This window comes from Caulobacter sp. SRI_014 (genome assembly GCF_057586315.1).
Genome location: NZ_JBYCZQ010000002.1, coordinates 568,017 through 583,926, shown reverse-complemented (window position 1 = coordinate 583,926; position 15,910 = coordinate 568,017). Strand labels below are relative to the sequence as shown.

The window sequence follows — 15,910 nt, the reverse complement described above, 5'->3', positions numbered from 1 at the left end:
CGCACTTAAACGCGAGGCAGGCCACAACCCAATGACAAAGGTGTGGTCCGCCTCCCAGAAAGTCTGAAACCCATGAAGGTCACTGTCGAGATCGACTGCACCCCGGTGGAGGCCCGCACCTTCCTGGGGCTGCCGGATGTCACCACCCTCAACGACCACATGATGGCCGAGATGCAGAAGCGGATGGACGCCAACATGGCGGCCCTGGCGCCCGAGGAGCTGATGAAGACCTGGATGAGCTTCGGGATGGGGGCGCAGGAGCAGTTCCGCAAGCTGATGACGGCCGCCGCCACCGGCGCCATGGGCGGCTCAAAGGGCAAATGACCGATACGATCTTCGCCCTGGCGACCGCGCCCGGCCGGGCGGCGGTTGCGGTCGTGCGGCTGTCCGGCCCGGGCAGTGGTCAGGCGCTGGAATCCCTGACCGGCAAGGCGGTTCCGGCCGCGCGTCGGGCGTCGCTGCGGCGGTTGAAGGACGCCGGGGGTCAGGTGCTGGACGAGGCGCTGGTCATCTGGACGCCCGGGCCGGGGAGCTACACGGGCGAGGACGCGGCCGAACTGCACCTGCACGGCGGGCCGGCCATCGTCGAGGGGGTTGTCCAGGCGCTGCATGACCTGGGGCTGCGGCTGGCGGAGCCGGGGGAGTTCACGCGGCGGGCCTTCGAGAACGGGAAGCTGGATCTGGCCCAGGCCGAGGCGGTGGCCGATCTGGTCGATGCGGAGACGCAAGGCCAGGCGCGGCAGGCGCTGGGCCAGTTGGGTGGAGCCTTGTCGCGGCGGTACGAGACCTGGCGGGGCCAGCTGGTTCAGGCCCTGGCCATGCTGGAGGCGGCGGTCGACTTCCCGGACGAGGAACTGCCGGCCGATGTCGCGGACCGGGCCCGGCCACCGCTGGAGGCTCTGCTGGCCGAGATCGGCGAGGCCCTGGCCGACGAGGGGCGCGGGCGGCGGGTGCGGGAAGGGTTCCGGGTGGCGCTGATCGGTGCGCCGAACGCCGGCAAGTCGAGCCTGCTGAACGCCCTGGCCGGCCGGGACGCGGCCATTGTCACCGCCACGCCGGGGACCACGCGGGATGTCATCGAGGTCCCGCTGGTGCTGGCCGGCTACAAGGTGCTGCTGGCCGACACCGCCGGGGTGCGCGACACCGATGAGGCCATTGAGGCCGAGGGGGTAAGGCGCGCGCGGGTCTGGGCGATGGACGCCGACCTGCGGCTCTGGGTCGTGGACCAGTCGGCCTCGGGCGCCTGGCGGCAGGCCTATGGGCTGGCCAGGCCGGGCGATCTCCTGGTGCTGACCAAAGCCGATCTGCCGGCGGGGTTGGATCGGGACGAGGCGCGGGGGGCGGAACCGCTCGACAGCCTGTCGATGTCCGTCCTGGCGACGGAGGACGTGAGGCGGCTCCGCGAAGAGCTTGAGCGGCGGGTGGTCGCGGCCCTGGGTGGCGGCGAAACGCCGCTGGCGACCCGGATCCGGCATGGGGAAAGCCTGCGGGAGGCCCACAAACGGCTGTCGCGGGCGCTGGAGGAGCTGGAGCCGGCCGTCGAGCTGGCGGCCGAGGACGTGCGGCTGGCGGCGCGGGCTCTGGCCCGGGTGACGGGGCGGATCGGGGCCGAGGACATACTAGATGTGGTGTTTTCGAGCTTCTGTATCGGCAAATAGGGTGTTTCACGTGAAACATCGGCCGTTTTGACCACCCGGGTGGCGGTGGTTTGACGGATCCGGGACGTCGGATCGACCACCCGGAGACCACCCGCGGCGCGGCCCGGCGCCACCGCGAAGCGGCCAGCGATGTTTCACGTGAAACATCGCGATCAACTCTCGGCGACTCCCCGTGACTCAACGGCGCCCGGCGCCGTATAAGACTCGCCCAACGCCCCCGCTCGCCTCCAACAAGGTCCGGGGGCGATCCTGTTTGAGAATGCGATGTCTTTCGATGTGATCGTGATCGGTGGCGGCCACGCGGGCTGCGAGGCGGCGGCAGCGTCCGCCCGCTTTGGCGCGCGCACCCTGCTGCTGACCCACAAGCTCGAGACGATCGGGGAGATGAGCTGCAATCCGGCCATCGGCGGCCTGGGCAAGGGGCACCTGGTTCGCGAGATCGACGCCCTCGACGGCGTCATGGGCCGCATGGCCGACAAGGCCGGAATCCAGTTCCGCATGCTCAACCGGTCCAAGGGGCCGGCGGTGCGTGGGCCGCGCAGCCAGATTGACCGCAAGCTCTATCGTGAGGCCATGCAGGCCGAGCTGGCGGCGACCCCGAACCTCGAGATCGTCGCCGAGGCGGTCGAGGACCTGATCGTCGTGGACGGCGTGGTCGTCGGGGCAGTAGGCGCGACGGGAACACAATACCGGGCCAAGGCCGTCGTCCTGACGACGGGCACGTTCCTGAAGGGCGTCATTCACCTCGGCGAGCAGCGCATTCCGGCGGGTCGTGTTGGTGACGCGCCAGCCATCGGCCTGTCGGACCGGCTGTACGCCAGCGGTGTGGCGCTCGGGCGGCTCAAGACCGGCACGCCGGCGCGACTGGACGGGCGGACCATCCATTGGGACCGGCTGGAAATGCAGGACGCGGACGCCGAGCCCGTCCCGTTCAGCTTCCTCAACGACCGGATCGATGTGCCGCAGATCCAGTGCGGCATCACCTTCACGACCCAGGAAACTCACCGGATCATCGCCGAGCGGCTCGGCGAGTCTGCCGTCTATGGCGGCCGGGCCACGGGGATCGGGCCGCGCTACTGCCCGTCGATCGAGGACAAGGTCGTGCGGTTCGCCGACAAGACCAGCCATCAGGTGTTCCTGGAGCCGGAAGGCCTCGACGATCCGACCGTCTATCCGAACGGGGTGTCGACCTCGGTGTCGGAGGAGACACAGGGCCTGTTCCTGCGGACCATCCCCGGGCTGGAGGATGTGGTCATCTTCCGGCCGGGCTATGCCATCGAATACGACTATGTCGATCCGCGTGAGCTGTTCCCGACGCTCGAAGTGAAGCGGTTGCCGGGCCTCTACCTGGCCGGACAGATCAACGGCACCACGGGTTACGAGGAGGCCGGGGCCCAGGGTCTGGTGGCCGGGCTGAACGCGGCGCGGGCCGCGGCCGGGTCGGGCGCCGTCGAGTTTGCCCGGGACGAGGCCTACATCGGGGTGATGATTGACGACCTGGTCACCCGGGGCGTCACGGAGCCCTATCGCATGTTCACCAGCCGGGCCGAGTTCCGCTTGACCCTGCGAGCCGACAACGCCGACCAGCGGCTGACCCAGCGCGGCATTGACGCCGGGGTGGTCGGCTCGGCCCGGGCGGCAGTGTTTCACGTGAAACAACGTCAGCTCGCCGAGGCCCGCGATTTCGCCAGAAGCCACACCCTGACGCCGTCCGAGGCCCAGAAACTGGACCTGCCGGTCAAGGCCGACGGCCAGCGGCGGGATATCGGCCAACTGCTGGCCTATCCGGATGTGACCCTGGACCGGCTGACGGCCATCTGGCCGCAGATCGGGGACTGGGCTCCGGCGGTGCGCGAGCAGGTCGAGATCGACGCCGCCTACAGCGGCTATCTCGACCGCCAGCAGGCCGATGTCGACGCCTTCCGGCGCGATGAAAACCTGCGGCTGCCGGCCGATCTCGACTACGGGGCCATCGGCGGCCTGTCCAACGAGGTGCGCGAGAAGCTGCAGCGGGTGCGGCCCTTGACCCTGGGCCAGGCGGCCCGGATCGAGGGCGTCACCCCCGGCGCCATCACCGCCCTGCTGGCTCATGTGCGGCGCGCCCGTGCAGCCTGAACCCCTTATGCTGCCTGAAACCCCTATGCTGGAAGGCCGTGAGGCCTTCGCCGAAACGGTCGGCGCGACCCCGGCCCAGATGGCCGACCTCGAGCGTTATCGCGCCATGCTGGCCGATTGGAACCAGCATATGAACCTGATCGGGCCGGCAACCATGGCCGTGTTCTGGTCGCGGCATGCCCTGGACAGCGCCCAGCTGATCAAGCTGGCGCCCGAGGCGAAGGTCTGGGCGGATCTCGGCACCGGGGCTGGCCTGCCCGGCCTGGTGCTGGCCATCCTGCTCAAGGGCCGCGAGGGCGCCCATGTGCATCTGGTCGAGAGCCTGACCAAGCGCTGCCGCTTCCTGTCGGCGGTGGTTCAGGAGCTCAAGCTTCCGGCCACGGTGCATGACGCCAGGGCCGAGGATGTGAAGATCGCCGTCGATGTGGTGACGGCGCGGGCCGTGGCGGCCCTGCCCAAGCTGCTGGGCTTCGCCGATCCCTACCTGCGGCGTGGCGCGCGCGGTCTGTTCCTCAAGGGCCAGGCGGCGCAGGCCGAGCTGGACGAGGCGAAGGCGGCCGGCTGGAAGCTGGAAGCGACGCTGATTCAAAGCCTTAGCGATCCGGATGGCCGGATTGTCGATATCCGGAGTGCGAAGCGTGGACGTTGAAACCGCCCCCCAGACATTCGACGGTCCTGGCGCCGCTCCGCATGCCCAGCGCCCCCTGCGGGTGCTGGCCATCGCCAACCAGAAGGGCGGGGTGGGCAAGACCACCACGGCCATCAACCTGGGCACCGCCCTGGCGGCGGTCGGGGAGTCGGTGCTGCTGATCGACAGCGACCCGCAGGGCAACGCCTCGACGGGCCTGGGCGTGCCGCGCTCGGCCCGCAAGGTGACGATGTACGACGTCTACATGGGCGACAGGACCCTGGCCGAAGCCGCCGTGCAGACGGCGCTGCCGGGCCTCGACCTGGCTGCCTCCGACGCCGACCTTTCGGGCCTGGAGACCGAGCTGGCGGCCAGCCAGCGGCGGTCCTATCGGCTGCGCGACGCCCTGTCGGCGCTGCGGGCGACCGGGAAGTACTCTTACGTGCTCATCGACTGCCCGCCGTCGCTGAACCTGTTGACCGTCAACGCCATGACCGGGGCGGACGCGGTGTTCGTGCCGCTGCAGACCGAGTTCTTCGCGCTGGAGGGTCTGACCCAGCTGATGCGGACCATCGAGCTGGTGCGCGGCAGCCTCAACCCGGCCCTGGAGATCCAGGGGGTGGTGCTGACCATGTACGACCGCCGCAACAGCCTGTCCGAACAGGTGGCCCGCGACGTGCGCCACCACTTCGGCGACAAGGTCTATGAGACGGTCATCCCGCGCAATGTGCGGGTCAGCGAGGCGCCGTCGCACGGCAAGCCGGTGCTGATCTACGATCTGAAGTGCGCCGGCTCGCAGGCCTATCTGCAGCTGGCGCGGGAAGTGGTGCGGCGCGAGCGCGATCGTCGCGAAGCCAAAAATACGTAAGAGAAAGAACGGGTTATGGTTGAAGGACGTCGGGGACTGGGGCGCGGACTGTCGGCCCTGCTGGGCGAGGCGGACGCCGCCGAAACGGCGGCGCCGGCCGGCGGCGACGGCGGGGCGCGCGAGACGCCGATCGAGTTGATCCGGGCCAATCCGGACCAGCCGCGGCGCTCGTTCTCGCGTGAGGACATCGACGCTCTGGCCGCCTCGATCCGCGAGAAGGGCATCCTGCAGCCGATCCTGACCCGGCCGATGCCGGGCGCCGAGGGCGAATACCAGATCGTCGCCGGTGAACGGCGCTGGCGCGCGGCCCAGGTCGCAGGCCTGCGCACGGTGCCGATCCTGGTGCGTCAGTTCGACGATCGCCAGGTGCTGGAAATCGCCATTGTCGAGAACGTCCAGCGGACCGATCTCAACCCCTACGAAGAGGCGCTGGGCTACAAGGCGCTGATCGAGAAGTTCGGACATACCCAGGAGGCAGTGGCCGAGGCGGTGGGCAAGAGCCGGCCGCATGTGGCCAATGCCCTGCGGCTGCTGAACCTGCCGCAGCCGGTGCTGAACATGCTGGTCGACGGCGAACTCACGGCCGGCCATGCCCGGACCCTGGTCGGGTCCGAGCGGGCGGTCGAGCTGGCCCGGCGGATCGTCGCCGAGGGCCTGAGCGTGCGCCAGGCCGAGGCCCTGCTGAAGGGCCCCGATCCGAAGCCGCGCGGGCCGTCGAAGGCGCCGTCACAGGCGGTGAAGGATCATGACACCACGGCGCTGGAGAGCGACCTGGCCGATATCCTGGGTCTGGAAGTCGAGATCCGCGACGCCGGCGGCAAGGGCGAGGTGCGGCTGAAGTACGCCACGCTCGAGCAGCTGGACGACCTCTGCCGGCGCCTGACCCGGGCGGGGTAGGCCGCTCAAGCTCTCCCCCCGCGAAGTGGGGGGAGGACAGATTTCGACCCTCAGGGAGAAATCAGGAGGCGGGCCCCACCGGCGGTAGGGAGGTTCCTCCTGCAGACAGACTTGCCCCCCTCCTGCTCTGTCGCTGGACGCTCCAGAGCGGTCCTCCCCCCGCAAGCGGGGGGAGAGCTTTGAAACGACGAACGTCCTGGCGCTACGGCGCCACCTCTTCCGAGAAGGCCTTGACCTCCGCCAACAGCTTTCCGGCGGCCAGCCTGACCAGTTCGCCGCCTTTTTCCGGGCTCGCCTGAGCGGGATCGCTGCCCATGCGGCCGTCGGGGAAGCGCTTCCTGAAATCGGCGGCTTCGCGGATCGGGCCGGTCGGTGCTACCGGCGGGTCATACTTTGCGGTCTTGATGCTGTCGGCATAGGCCCACTGGGTGACGGCGATCTCGGATGGGGTGGCGTGGCTGCCGTGTCCGGTCGGAAACTGGCGCATGGCCAGGGCGTTGACGCCCTCGAGGTCCCACCAGTTTTTCAGCTTGGCGGCGAAGCCCCTGGGAACACGGCCGAAACTGGCCTCGGCATAAAGTTCGCTGAAGGCAGCCTCGATGGTGTTCACGTTGCCGCCGTGGCCGTTGAGGAAATAGATCCGCTCGAAACCATGGCCGGCCAGGGACCGGCACCAGTCGCCGATGGCGGCGATGAAGGTTGTGGGCTTGAGGGAAATGGTGCCCGGGAAGCCCAGATGGTGCTGGGCCATACCGATGTTGAAGGTCGGTGCTACCAGGAAGTCTGACCGGTCTTTCTGGGCTTCATGGGCGATAATCTCGGGGCACATCCAGTCGGTGCCGAGCAGGCCGGTGGGGCCGTGCTGCTCGTTGGAGCCGATGGGCACGACGACCGTCTTCGAGCGGGTCAGGAAGGCCTCGATTTCGGGCCAGGTCGATTTGGCGAGCAGCATGGGAAGCGTCTTTGCACTTGGAGGGTGGAGTCGGCCCTTCTTAGGCCGCGTTGACGGCAAAGACGAGAACGCCGGAGCCTCGCGGCCCCGGCGCTAACGTAACCCGTTGAATTACAGGAAGTTTACGGCCGGTCGCCCTTGGGCAGGGCGGCGACCTGTTCCGGGGTCAGCTTTTCCAGGCTGCGGACGGCGCAACGCTGCGGGCCCATGCTGGAGTTGACCAGGATGGTGACGTCCTGGGCGCTGCAGATGCTGCTGGACGGGTGGGAGTCGAAGCCGATCTCCAGGGCGTTGCTGAGGTCGGTGCAGCGGCCGAAGGTTTCCAGCCTGTAGCTGTCCTTGCCGGCGCGGACATAGACAGTCTTGTCGTCGTTGGCCGTGGTGTAGTTGCGCACCTGGCGATTGAAGAAGCAGTCGGTGCGGGCGCTGAGCGTCGACTTCCTGGCCGGTTCGGCCTGGACGACACCGGCGGCGCCGGTGATCAGGAGCGCGGATCCGAGAAACGCGGCAGCCAGAGTTTTGGGCAGGAACTTGGTCATGTGATGCTCACCTCCGCAGGGGCCAAACCTGGCCGAAAAACCCGTCCGACAAGACGATAGGTCAACGCGTGGGTCTTGGCGAGGTTCTGCGCGACTGACGCTTTCGAAAACGGTCCGGGTCGATGGCGTCGGCCAGGTCGGCCGGCAGGGGTGAGGGATAGGCCAGGATTGTTGCGGCCAGATGATCGGCCAGCAACGGCGCGACACAGAAGCCGCGGCCGCCGAAGCCGGAGAGGACGAAGAGGCCCGGGTGGTCGGGCACCGGCCCGGCCAGCGGCAGGTGATCCGGCGTCGCGGCGCGGATGGCGGCGCGGCTGGTCAGGGGCCGGGCGGCCAGGTCGGCGGCGAGATCGGGCAGACGGGCGGCGATGAGGGCGAGGTTGGAGGCTTCCTCCTCCGGACGGACGGCGGTGTCGGTCTGGTCGCGCAGGTGGCTGGCCCCGAAGAGGACGCCGCCCGGAGAGGGGATGGCGTAGGCGCCGAAGGACAGGGGCTCGGCGATGTTGGCGCTGGCGGCGATGGTGGCCTGGCCGCGCACCGGCTGCAGGGGCAGGTCGGCGAGGGCGGCCGTGCCGTGGCCGGCGCAGAGGATGACGGCGTCGACGTCCGCCAGGATTTCGTTGTCGGGGCCGAGAAGGCGCCAACCGGTCCCCTTGGGCTCGAGGCGGTTCACGGCGCGTCGGTCGACCGGGCCGGTCCAGGCGGGGATCAGGACATGGGGGTCGAGGACCAGGCCGTCGTGGATGGCGATGGCGTCGTCGAAAGCGGTCAGGGTCCCGGGGTCGTGCAGCGCGCTGGCCGCGATGCGCTGGAAGCGGGCCGGATCGCGGTCGCTGTCGGCCAGATGGCGGGCGCCCCGGGCGAGGATGGCGGCAGGCAGGCTGTCATAGGCGGCGACGGCGTGGCGGAAGGCCTGGGCGAACAGGCGGGCGGGCGGGCCCTCGCCGGCGTCAAGGCGCGGGGTCATCAGGGCGGCGGCATTGCCCGAGGCGGCGGCGGCCGGGCCGGCGGGGTCGAAGATCCGCGGCTCGAGGCCGTGGCGGCGGAAGGCGCGGGCCAGGGCCGCGCCGGCGATCCCGGCGCCAAGGATGGCGACCGTGGGGCGTGCGGTGTCGGTGGCCACGCCGGGGAGGACGGCCTCGGTGCGTTCGCGCTTGCGGCCGAAGCCGGGCTGTTTGGAGACGCCGAAGCCGGCCTCGGCCAGGCCGCGGCGGACGGCGCCGGCGACGGTGAAGGTGGCGGCGCGGGCGCCGGGGGCGCTGCGGGCGGCGACCTGGGCCATCAGCCGGGGCGACCACATGGCCGGGTTGGCCGCCGGGGCGAAGCCGTCGAGGAACCAGGCGTCGGCGCGGCCGGTCCAGGCGGTCAGAGCCTCGGCGGCGTCGAGGACGGCGAGATCGAGGCTGGCGTTGAAGGCGGGGAGATCGAGGTGGTGGAAGCCCCTGGCGGGGCCGGGCCAGTGGGCGATGAGGGCGTCCGCGGCCTGTGCGATGGCGGGCCAGCGGCTGAGGGCCCGGGCGGCGTCGGCGGCCGTCATCGGGTGGGCTTCGACGCTGAAGATGCTCAGGTGGGCGTTTGGCGGGCGGGTGTCCTGCCAGAGGGTGAGGAGGGCGGCGATGTTCAAGCCCGTGCCGAAGCCGAGCTCGCCGACGGTGAAGTGGCGGCGGTTCGCCCAGGCGTCGGGAAGGCCGCAGCCGGTGAGGAAGACCGCTTGCGTCTCGGCCAGGCCGTCCTCGCTGGAGAAGTAGACGTCCCCGTACAGCCGCGACCCGGGCAGGCCGTCATCGCGCCATTCTACGGGGGACTCGGGGGTGGACATGGGCGCGCTGTAGCACAGGGCGGCGTGCGGCGGGATGTTGGACGTTTCTGCTCGGGCGACCTCTGGGCTGTCCTTCTCCCACAAGGGGAGAAGGGAGACCCGAGGCGAAACCTTTCTACTGGTTCGGAGGCGGGTTGTTCTTGCGTTCGGTTTCCAGTGGGACCTTGGCGGTCGGGGTGGTGGCGGTGGCCGGGCCCTGGCTGGTGTCGACGGCCGGGGCGCCGCCGCCGACAGTGGGGGAGGCGCCGGGGTTGGTTCCGCTGACGTCGGCCGAGGCGCCGTCCCCGGAACCGCCCCCGGAACCGTCCACCGAACCGCCGCCGGATCCGGCCGGGCCGCCGTCATGGCCGGCGCCGGTCGAGGTGTCGCCGCTCGCCGCGGCTCCTTCTACGGCGGCGCCGTCGGTCGTGGCCGTCGCTTCGGCGCTGGCGTCATCGGTCTTGTCGGCCGGCTTGCTGCAGGCGGCGATCGACAGAACGGCGAGCGCGGCGGCGCCGGCGATGAGGATGCTGCGATTCATGGGGATCCCTCCTGGTCGGGAATCGCTCTGATGGCGGCCCGTGGGGGAACAACGTTCGACACCGGCGGCGGTTCACGCGGCGGTGACGGTCGCGCAGGCAAAGAAAAAGGGCCGCCCGTCGGGCGACCCTTTCCCTGTCTTCCTTGAAGGAAGCGCCGGGTTTGCTACTCGGCCTTCTTCTCTTCAGCCGGGGCCGCGGCGGCCGGAGCGGCGGCAGCGTCGGCGGCCGGAGCGGCGGCGGCGTCAGCAGCCGGAGCGGCAGCAGCGTCGGCGGCCGGAGCAGCTTCAGCGGCGGGCGCTTCGGCGGCGGGAGCGGCGGCTTCTTCAGTCTTGGTTTCAGCCGGCTTGCCGCAGGCGGCGACCGACATGGCGCCGAAAGCGGCGGCGATGATGAGGAGTTTACGCATTCCTGGTAGTCCCCTTTAGGTTCTCGTTGAGCAGCGTCTTTGGTGACGCAAGGGGACTATGGACCCCTGATCACGGCCCGCAAGCCGCATTCTCACGGGGGCGTGATCACGGATTGTGTCAGGCAGGCGACACCACAATCACAAACCGTTGTTTTTCAAGGGATCGTGAGATCGTCAGCCCTCGGCGGGAATCGCCGACAGGGCTTCTTCCAGTTCCAGGAAGCTGGGCTGGGCGCCCGAGGGCACGCTGCCGCGGCCGATCTCGACGCTGATCTGGGCGGCGTTGCCGTGCAGGTGGGCGACGAGAACCGACTGGATGATTCGGTAGAAGGCGCCTTCCTCGTTGACCACGTCGCCGAGGCGCGCGGCCAAGGGTCCGACGATGCCGTAGGCCAGGAACACGCCCAGGAAGGTGCCGACCAGGGCGCCGCCGATCATGCCGCCGAGCACTTCCGGGGGCTCGGTGATCGAGCCCATGGTCTTGATGACCCCGAGGACGGCGGCGACGATGCCCAGCGCCGGCAGGGCGTCAGCCAGGTTTTGCAGGGCGTGGGCCGGGGCCTGGGCCTCGTGGTGGTGCTTCTCGAGCTGCTTTTCCATGGCGTCCTCGACCTGGTGCGGGTCCTCGAGGTTCATGGTCATCATCCGCAGGGTGTCGCAGATGAAGTCGACGGCGAAGTGGTCCTTGGTGATCTTCGGGAAGCGGCCGAAGATCGAGCTCTCGCCGGGCTTTTCGATATGGCTTTCGAGGGCGATGACGCCCTTGGACTTCATGGTCTTGGTCAGCAGGAACAGCAGGCTGAGCAGGTCCTTGTAGTCGCCGGCCTTCCATTTGGGACCGGCGAAGGCCTTGGCGAGGCCGCCGCCGCTGGCCTTGATGGTGGTCATCGAGTTGGAGATCAGGAAGGCGGCGATGCCGGCCCCGCCGATGGCCATCATCTCGTGCGGCAGGGCGTGCATGATGACGTTCATGTTGCCGCCACTGATCAGGTAGCTGCCGAACACCAGGCCGAAGAGCAGCACGAGGCCGATGATCTGGAACATGAGGAGGTCGCCGTCGAGGAATACAGAGTTGGCCGGCACCTTGGGCGTTAATGCTTAATGGCGGGTAAGGGGCGCAGCCGTGTTGCGCCTTTCGGCGACCCGGCTTAACAGCGTTCAGATATGGCAGAGACCCCTTCACCCGCCGGTATGAAGCTGGAGCCGCGCTCCTTCGCCATCCTGTTCTCGGTGTCGATCGTGGTGGCCATCGGCAACACCGGGCTGATGGCGGTGCTGCCGGCCATCGCCCGCGAGACGGAGATCGCCGACTGGATGATCTCGGCGGTGTTCGGTCTGTCGGCCCTGCTGTGGGCGGTGATGAGCCCGATCTGGGCCCGGGAGTCCGACAAGCGGGGGCGCAAACCCCTGATTATCCTGGGGCTGGCCGGGTTCATGGTCTCGATGACCCTGTGCGCCTTCGTGGTGCTGGTGGGCCTGCACCACCTGCTGCCGGCCATCGTGGTGTTCTTCCTGTTTCTGCTGTCGCGGGCGATCTTCGGCCTGATCGGCTCGGCCTCGAATCCGGCCACCCAGGCCTATCTGGCCGAGCGCACCACCCGCGCCGACCGCACCCAGCAGATGGCGGCGCTGGCCGGGGCGTTCGGTCTGGGGACCGTGGTCGGGCCCTTCCTGGCGCCGCTGTTCATCGTGCCGGGCGCGACCTTCGCCGGGCCGATGTTCGCCTTCGCCATCCTGTCCGGGGCCATGCTGGTGGTGGTCTGGCGCGGGTTGCCGGAAGAGGAGACTCCCTCGCGGCGTGAGAACCGCCGCTTCGCAGGGGCCGGCCAGGACAAGAGCCTGTGGCGCGATCCCCGGGTGCTGCCCTTCCTGATCTACGGCTTCGCGGTGGCCTGTTGCCAGACGGCCCAGGGCTACACGCTCGGCTTCATGATCATCGACAAGCTGCATGTGGAGCCCAAGGACGCCCTGCAGCTGACCGCCGTGGCCATGGGCGCCGGGGCCATGGCCGGGCTGCTGGCCCAGTGGGGCCTGATCCGGATCTTCTCGATGGGGCCCAAGGCGCTGTTGCGCTGGGGCGTGGGGCTGGCGGCGCTGGGCAATCTGGTGACGGTGTTTTCGCCGGACTACTGGACGGTGGTGGTCGGCTATTCGATTTCCGCGCTCGGGTTCGGCTTTGCCCGGCCGGGGTTCACCGCCGGCGCCTCGCTGACCGTGCGGATGGACGAGCAGGCGCGGGCGGCCGGGGCCATCGCGGCGGTCAACGGGCTGAACGTGATCCTGGCGCCGGCCTTCGTGGCCCTCTACGGGCTGAAGCATGAGGCGCCGTTCGCGCTCAACGCGCTGATCTGCGGCGGGCTGTTGATCTACGCCTTCAAGAACGCCGTCCTGCGCGACGCCGGCGAGACCCCGCCGGACGACGAAGAGACGACCATGGCGATGATGGAGCGGTCGGATGAGGGCGGGGTCTAGCCCCTACCGCCCCACGAGGACTACTGGGGCGGAGACGCCATCCCCGCCGCCTGCATGGCCATCGACTGGATCAGCTGCGGCGTCAGGTAGCCGTCGGCGGGAACCTTGTTGGCCACCTGCCAGCCCCTGATGGCGACGCGGGTCCTGGGGCCGATGGCGCCGTCGACGCCGCCGGTGTCGTAGCCGAGCTTGACGAGACTTTCCTGGGCCAGGATGCGGTCGGCTTTCGAGAGCGGCGTCTCGACCGGCCAGGGGGTGACCAGCGGCCCTTCGCCGCCGAACCGCAGGGCCAGCAGGCCGACGCCCAGCGCATAGGCCGTCGAGTTGTTGTACTTCATGATCGCCGCGTGGTTCGGGAAGATCAGGAAGGCCGGGCCCTTGTAGCCCGACGGCAGGATCAGGCTGGCGTTGGACGCCTGGTCGGCTGACGACCAGGGCAGGCCGTCGGCGCGCCTGACGCCGCGATTGGTCCAGACGGGAAGCGGTTCGCGGGCGCCTTCGGTCAGCGAATAGTCGAAGCCGGTCGGCAGCAGGACCTCGCGCGACCAGCTCTCGCCGGGCTTCCAGCCGGCCTTGGCCATGTAGTTGGCGGTCGAGGCCAGGGCGTCGTGGGTGCTGCCCCAGATGTCGCGGTGGCCGTCGCGGTCGCCATCGATGGCGGTGGAGAGATAGACGCCCGGCAGGAACTGGGTCTGGCCCATGGCCCCGGCCCAGCTGCCTTTCAGGCGGGCGCGGCTCTGTTCGCCGGTGGCGATGATCTTGAGGGCCGAAATGAGCTCGCTTTCCGCCCAGCCGCGCCGGCGGCCGTCGGCGGCCAGGGTGGCCAGGCAGCGGACGATATCCTTGTCGCCCTGCACCTTGCCGAAGGCCGATTCCATGGCCCAGACGGCCAGCACGATCTCGCGCGGCACCCGGAAGGCCTGCTCGATGCCCGGCAGATAGGGCAGCTGGGTGGCGAACTGGCGGCCCTGGGTGATGCGGACGTCGCTGACCGTACCCTTCACATAGTCGCCGACCGGCTTGGAGAATTCCGGCTGGCGGCCGTCGGAGGCCACGACGCTGTCATCGGGGGTGAGGTTCGCCAGCTCGCGGTCGACCACAACCTGTGGCACGCCGGCCAGCACGGCCTTGGGTTTGAACTGCGCCAGCCAGGCGTCGAAGTTGGGATCGCCCGAGACGACCGGCGGGGTGGTCGGGGCGGCCGGCGGTGGCGTGGGCGGCGGCGTCGTGCCGGCCACCTGCGTCAGGGTCGGCTCCAGCTGCGGGTCGGCGCAGCCGGCGAGGGTCAGGAGGATGAAGGCGCGTCTGTCCATGGGGGCAAGCTAGACGCCCAAACCTGAATGCAACATCACAAGATCGCCAGTGATCGCCCGGCGGGCTCATTTTCTGTCGAGGGCGAAGGTTCCCGTCTTGCCGTACTTGTTCTTCAAACTGCCGACCAGGCGGTCTCCGGTCAGCTCGCCGTTGTAGACGGCGTATCCGCTGTTGACGTTGAGCACGACGTCCTTGCCCACCTGACCCCACTCGGCCCATCCCAGGCCGCCGTCGTCGTAGACGTAGTCCACCGTGCAGTCAGCCTTGAAGGTCACCCTGAGCGCATCCGGCTTTTCGCCCTGCCAAAGCACCTGGCCGTAGTAGGTCTGGCCGACGAGCAGGGGATGGGCCGCGTCCCCGACGCCACAGAGTTTCGGTGGGGTCTTGTCCGCCGCCGAAGCCGCGTTGGCCGCCATGGCGGTCAGCGTGATGGCGGCGAGGAAGCGAAGGCGGGGCAGCAGGCGCATGGGCGGCAGGATCCTCGGGAAACCAGGGAACGTCCTAGCAAGCCGGGCCTGTTCGCAAAGCCTCCACAAAGGGGGCTCCCCGCGGCCCGCAGACGTTGACTCAGCGGCCCTCTGACCCTATAGCCGCCCGCTCAATTCGATTAGAGGGCCTCCGCGTGCGCGGGTTCCCCGCAGCCGCACGGTAAAGACCAATGAAGGTTCGTAGCTCGCTCAAGTCGCTGAAGTCGCGCCACCGCGACTGCAAGCTCGTTCGCCGCAAGGGCGTTCTGTACGTGATCAACAAGACCGATCCGCGCTTTAAAGCGAAGCAAGGCTAATGCCTGCTGTCGGGGTCCTCTGGGACGTCGGCAATGTGATCGTTCGCTGGGATCCCCGGAACCTGTACGCGAAGATTTTTGAGGAACCGGCCGCTTGCGACCGGTTCCTTTCGCATGTCTGCACCCTGGCCTGGCACGGGCTGACCGATCGCGGCGTGCCCGCCGATGAGAACACCGCCGCGCTGATCGCCCGCTTCCCCGAGCATGAGGCCGAGATCCGCGCCTGGTGGGACCGCTGGGACGAGATGTTCGGCGGGGTGATCGAAGAGACCGAGGTTGCGATGAACGCCCTGGCGGCCAGGGGCGTGCCGCAGTTCGGCCTGACCAACATGGCCGGGCCGGTCTGGCCGACGATCGAGCCGATGGCCCCGGCGGTACGGCATCTGAAGGCCGTGGTCGTGTCCGGTGACGAGGGCCTGATCAAGCCCGAGCCGCGGATCTACGAGATCGCCTGCGAGCGGTCTGGCCTGCGTCCCGACCAGCTGTTGTTCGTCGACGACAGCGCCGCCAACATTCAGGCGGCGGCCGAGCTCGGCTTCCATGTGCTGCATTTCACCGATCCAGCGGTGCTTCATCAGACGCTGAAGTCGCACGGCCTGTTGTAGGCGCGGCCCTGCGCGTCTAGAGCATCGCCCTTCCCCGTATCCGCTTCCCGTGAGAGCCTCTTTCCATGTCCGATGAGCAGCCCACCGTCGATGTCCTGAACGGCACCGCCCAGACCCAGCTGCGCACCATCATCGAGCGCATCGAGCGGCTGGAAGAGGACAAGGCCGGCGTCATGGCCGACCTCAAGGAGGTCTATGCCGAGGCCAAGGGCAACGGCTTCGACACCAAGATCCTGCGCAAGGTCGTGCGCATGCGCAAACAGGACAAGGCCAAGCTGTCCGAGGAAGAGGCGCTGATCGACCTCTACCTGTCGGCCATCGGCGGGCTTTAG

At 69.0% G+C, this 15,910-nt stretch carries 18 protein-coding genes; 10 read left to right on the top strand and 8 right to left on the bottom strand.

Translation table 11 applies throughout. The features are described 5' to 3' along the window. The first annotated feature begins 72 nt into the window (after positions 1-72). The 6 genes from AC2YG9_RS08300 (at position 73) to AC2YG9_RS08275 (ending at position 6,166) form a co-directional block, all read left to right on the top strand. Entirely contained in the window at positions 73-324 is a 252-nt protein-coding gene (locus AC2YG9_RS08300) for a DUF6489 family protein (RefSeq protein WP_487297481.1), read from the top strand. After that, positions 321-1,658, top strand: coding sequence for a tRNA uridine-5-carboxymethylaminomethyl(34) synthesis GTPase MnmE (gene mnmE, locus AC2YG9_RS08295; RefSeq protein WP_487297480.1), 1,338 nt, complete (start codon positions 321-323; stop codon positions 1,656-1,658). The genes AC2YG9_RS08300 and mnmE overlap by 4 nt, the downstream gene beginning before the upstream one ends. A 264-nt stretch (positions 1,659-1,922) precedes the next feature. Then, positions 1,923-3,773 (top strand): tRNA uridine-5-carboxymethylaminomethyl(34) synthesis enzyme MnmG, encoded by a 1,851-nt coding sequence (mnmG, locus tag AC2YG9_RS08290; RefSeq protein WP_487297479.1) that lies wholly within the window; start codon positions 1,923-1,925, stop codon positions 3,771-3,773. Between the two features lie 7 nt (positions 3,774-3,780). Then, a complete protein-coding gene (rsmG, locus tag AC2YG9_RS08285; protein ID WP_487297478.1) occupies positions 3,781-4,422 on the top strand; it encodes a 16S rRNA (guanine(527)-N(7))-methyltransferase RsmG in 642 nt (213 codons plus the stop codon). A 55-nt stretch (positions 4,423-4,477) separates the two neighbouring features. Next, entirely contained in the window at positions 4,478-5,269 is a 792-nt protein-coding gene (locus AC2YG9_RS08280) for a ParA family protein (RefSeq protein ID WP_487297545.1), read from the top strand. A 15-nt stretch (positions 5,270-5,284) separates the two neighbouring features. Continuing rightward, on the top strand, positions 5,285-6,166 hold the full coding sequence (locus tag AC2YG9_RS08275) for a ParB/RepB/Spo0J family partition protein (RefSeq protein ID WP_487297477.1): 882 nt from the start codon (positions 5,285-5,287) through the stop codon (positions 6,164-6,166). Between the two features lie 202 nt (positions 6,167-6,368). Here AC2YG9_RS08275 and AC2YG9_RS08270 read toward each other — a convergent pair whose 3' ends face one another. The 6 genes from AC2YG9_RS08270 to motA form a co-directional block, all read right to left on the bottom strand. After that, positions 6,369-7,118 carry a creatininase family protein gene (locus tag AC2YG9_RS08270; protein WP_487297476.1) on the bottom strand — a complete coding sequence of 250 codons (750 nt, stop codon included), beginning with the start codon at positions 7,116-7,118 and terminating at the stop codon, positions 6,369-6,371. 122 nt (positions 7,119-7,240) lie between these two features. Continuing rightward, on the bottom strand, positions 7,241-7,657 hold the full coding sequence (locus tag AC2YG9_RS08265; protein WP_487297475.1) for a DUF6491 family protein: 417 nt from the start codon (positions 7,655-7,657) through the stop codon (positions 7,241-7,243). Positions 7,658-7,718: 61 nt separating this feature from the next. Next, a complete protein-coding gene (gene mnmC1, locus AC2YG9_RS08260) occupies positions 7,719-9,476 on the bottom strand; it encodes an FAD-dependent 5-carboxymethylaminomethyl-2-thiouridine(34) oxidoreductase MnmC1 (protein WP_487297474.1) in 1,758 nt (585 codons plus the stop codon). 115 nt (positions 9,477-9,591) lie between these two features. Then, a complete protein-coding gene (locus AC2YG9_RS08255) occupies positions 9,592-9,996 on the bottom strand; it encodes a hypothetical protein (RefSeq protein ID WP_487297473.1) in 405 nt (134 codons plus the stop codon). Between the two features lie 164 nt (positions 9,997-10,160). Then, positions 10,161-10,403 (bottom strand): hypothetical protein, encoded by a 243-nt coding sequence (locus AC2YG9_RS08250; protein ID WP_487297472.1) that lies wholly within the window; start codon positions 10,401-10,403, stop codon positions 10,161-10,163. Positions 10,404-10,577: 174 nt separating this feature from the next. Continuing rightward, entirely contained in the window at positions 10,578-11,447 is an 870-nt protein-coding gene (gene motA, locus AC2YG9_RS08245) for a flagellar motor stator protein MotA (RefSeq protein ID WP_487297471.1), read from the bottom strand. Positions 11,448-11,567: 120 nt separating this feature from the next. On the opposite strand from motA, the gene AC2YG9_RS08240 reads away from it, so the two are divergent. Then, on the top strand, positions 11,568-12,875 hold the full coding sequence (locus tag AC2YG9_RS08240) for an MFS transporter (protein WP_487297470.1): 1,308 nt from the start codon (positions 11,568-11,570) through the stop codon (positions 12,873-12,875). Between the two features lie 20 nt (positions 12,876-12,895). Here AC2YG9_RS08240 and AC2YG9_RS08235 read toward each other — a convergent pair whose 3' ends face one another. Then, a complete protein-coding gene (locus AC2YG9_RS08235) occupies positions 12,896-14,188 on the bottom strand; it encodes a lytic murein transglycosylase (protein ID WP_487297469.1) in 1,293 nt (430 codons plus the stop codon). A gap of 66 nt (positions 14,189-14,254) precedes the next feature. Then, positions 14,255-14,656 (bottom strand): hypothetical protein, encoded by a 402-nt coding sequence (locus AC2YG9_RS08230; protein WP_487297468.1) that lies wholly within the window; start codon positions 14,654-14,656, stop codon positions 14,255-14,257. Positions 14,657-14,847: 191 nt separating this feature from the next. Here AC2YG9_RS08230 and ykgO point away from each other — a divergent pair, with 191 nt between their 5' ends. From ykgO to gapR, 3 genes are all read left to right on the top strand, one after another. Next, entirely contained in the window at positions 14,848-14,973 is a 126-nt protein-coding gene (ykgO, locus tag AC2YG9_RS08225; RefSeq protein ID WP_166572887.1) for a type B 50S ribosomal protein L36, read from the top strand. Next, complete coding sequence (locus AC2YG9_RS08220) at positions 14,973-15,578, top strand: HAD family hydrolase (protein ID WP_487297467.1); 606 nt, start codon at positions 14,973-14,975, stop codon at positions 15,576-15,578. Before ykgO ends, AC2YG9_RS08220 begins: the two co-directional genes overlap by 1 nt. 65 nt (positions 15,579-15,643) lie before the next feature. Next, a complete protein-coding gene (gene gapR / locus AC2YG9_RS08215) occupies positions 15,644-15,910 on the top strand; it encodes a nucleoid-associated protein GapR (protein ID WP_271066941.1) in 267 nt (88 codons plus the stop codon).

Coding starts and splice junctions, on each gene's coding strand:
- AC2YG9_RS08300 (WP_487297481.1), top strand. CDS start 73: ATGAAGGTCACTGTCGAGATCGACTGCACCCCGGTGGAGGCCCGCACC.
- mnmE (WP_487297480.1), top strand. CDS start 321: ATGACCGATACGATCTTCGCCCTGGCGACCGCGCCCGGCCGGGCGGCG.
- mnmG (WP_487297479.1), top strand. CDS start 1,923: ATGTCTTTCGATGTGATCGTGATCGGTGGCGGCCACGCGGGCTGCGAG.
- rsmG (WP_487297478.1), top strand. CDS start 3,781: ATGCTGCCTGAAACCCCTATGCTGGAAGGCCGTGAGGCCTTCGCCGAA.
- AC2YG9_RS08275 (WP_487297477.1), top strand. CDS start 5,285: ATGGTTGAAGGACGTCGGGGACTGGGGCGCGGACTGTCGGCCCTGCTG.
- AC2YG9_RS08270 (WP_487297476.1), bottom strand. CDS start 7,118: ATGCTGCTCGCCAAATCGACCTGGCCCGAAATCGAGGCCTTCCTGACC.
- AC2YG9_RS08265 (WP_487297475.1), bottom strand. CDS start 7,657: ATGACCAAGTTCCTGCCCAAAACTCTGGCTGCCGCGTTTCTCGGATCC.
- mnmC1 (WP_487297474.1), bottom strand. CDS start 9,476: ATGTCCACCCCCGAGTCCCCCGTAGAATGGCGCGATGACGGCCTGCCC.
- AC2YG9_RS08255 (WP_487297473.1), bottom strand. CDS start 9,996: ATGAATCGCAGCATCCTCATCGCCGGCGCCGCCGCGCTCGCCGTTCTG.
- AC2YG9_RS08250 (WP_487297472.1), bottom strand. CDS start 10,403: ATGCGTAAACTCCTCATCATCGCCGCCGCTTTCGGCGCCATGTCGGTC.
- motA (WP_487297471.1), bottom strand. CDS start 11,447: ATGTTCCAGATCATCGGCCTCGTGCTGCTCTTCGGCCTGGTGTTCGGC.
- AC2YG9_RS08240 (WP_487297470.1), top strand. CDS start 11,568: ATGGCAGAGACCCCTTCACCCGCCGGTATGAAGCTGGAGCCGCGCTCC.
- AC2YG9_RS08235 (WP_487297469.1), bottom strand. CDS start 14,188: ATGGACAGACGCGCCTTCATCCTCCTGACCCTCGCCGGCTGCGCCGAC.
- AC2YG9_RS08230 (WP_487297468.1), bottom strand. CDS start 14,656: ATGCGCCTGCTGCCCCGCCTTCGCTTCCTCGCCGCCATCACGCTGACC.
- ykgO (WP_166572887.1), top strand. CDS start 14,848: ATGAAGGTTCGTAGCTCGCTCAAGTCGCTGAAGTCGCGCCACCGCGAC.
- AC2YG9_RS08220 (WP_487297467.1), top strand. CDS start 14,973: ATGCCTGCTGTCGGGGTCCTCTGGGACGTCGGCAATGTGATCGTTCGC.
- gapR (WP_271066941.1), top strand. CDS start 15,644: ATGTCCGATGAGCAGCCCACCGTCGATGTCCTGAACGGCACCGCCCAG.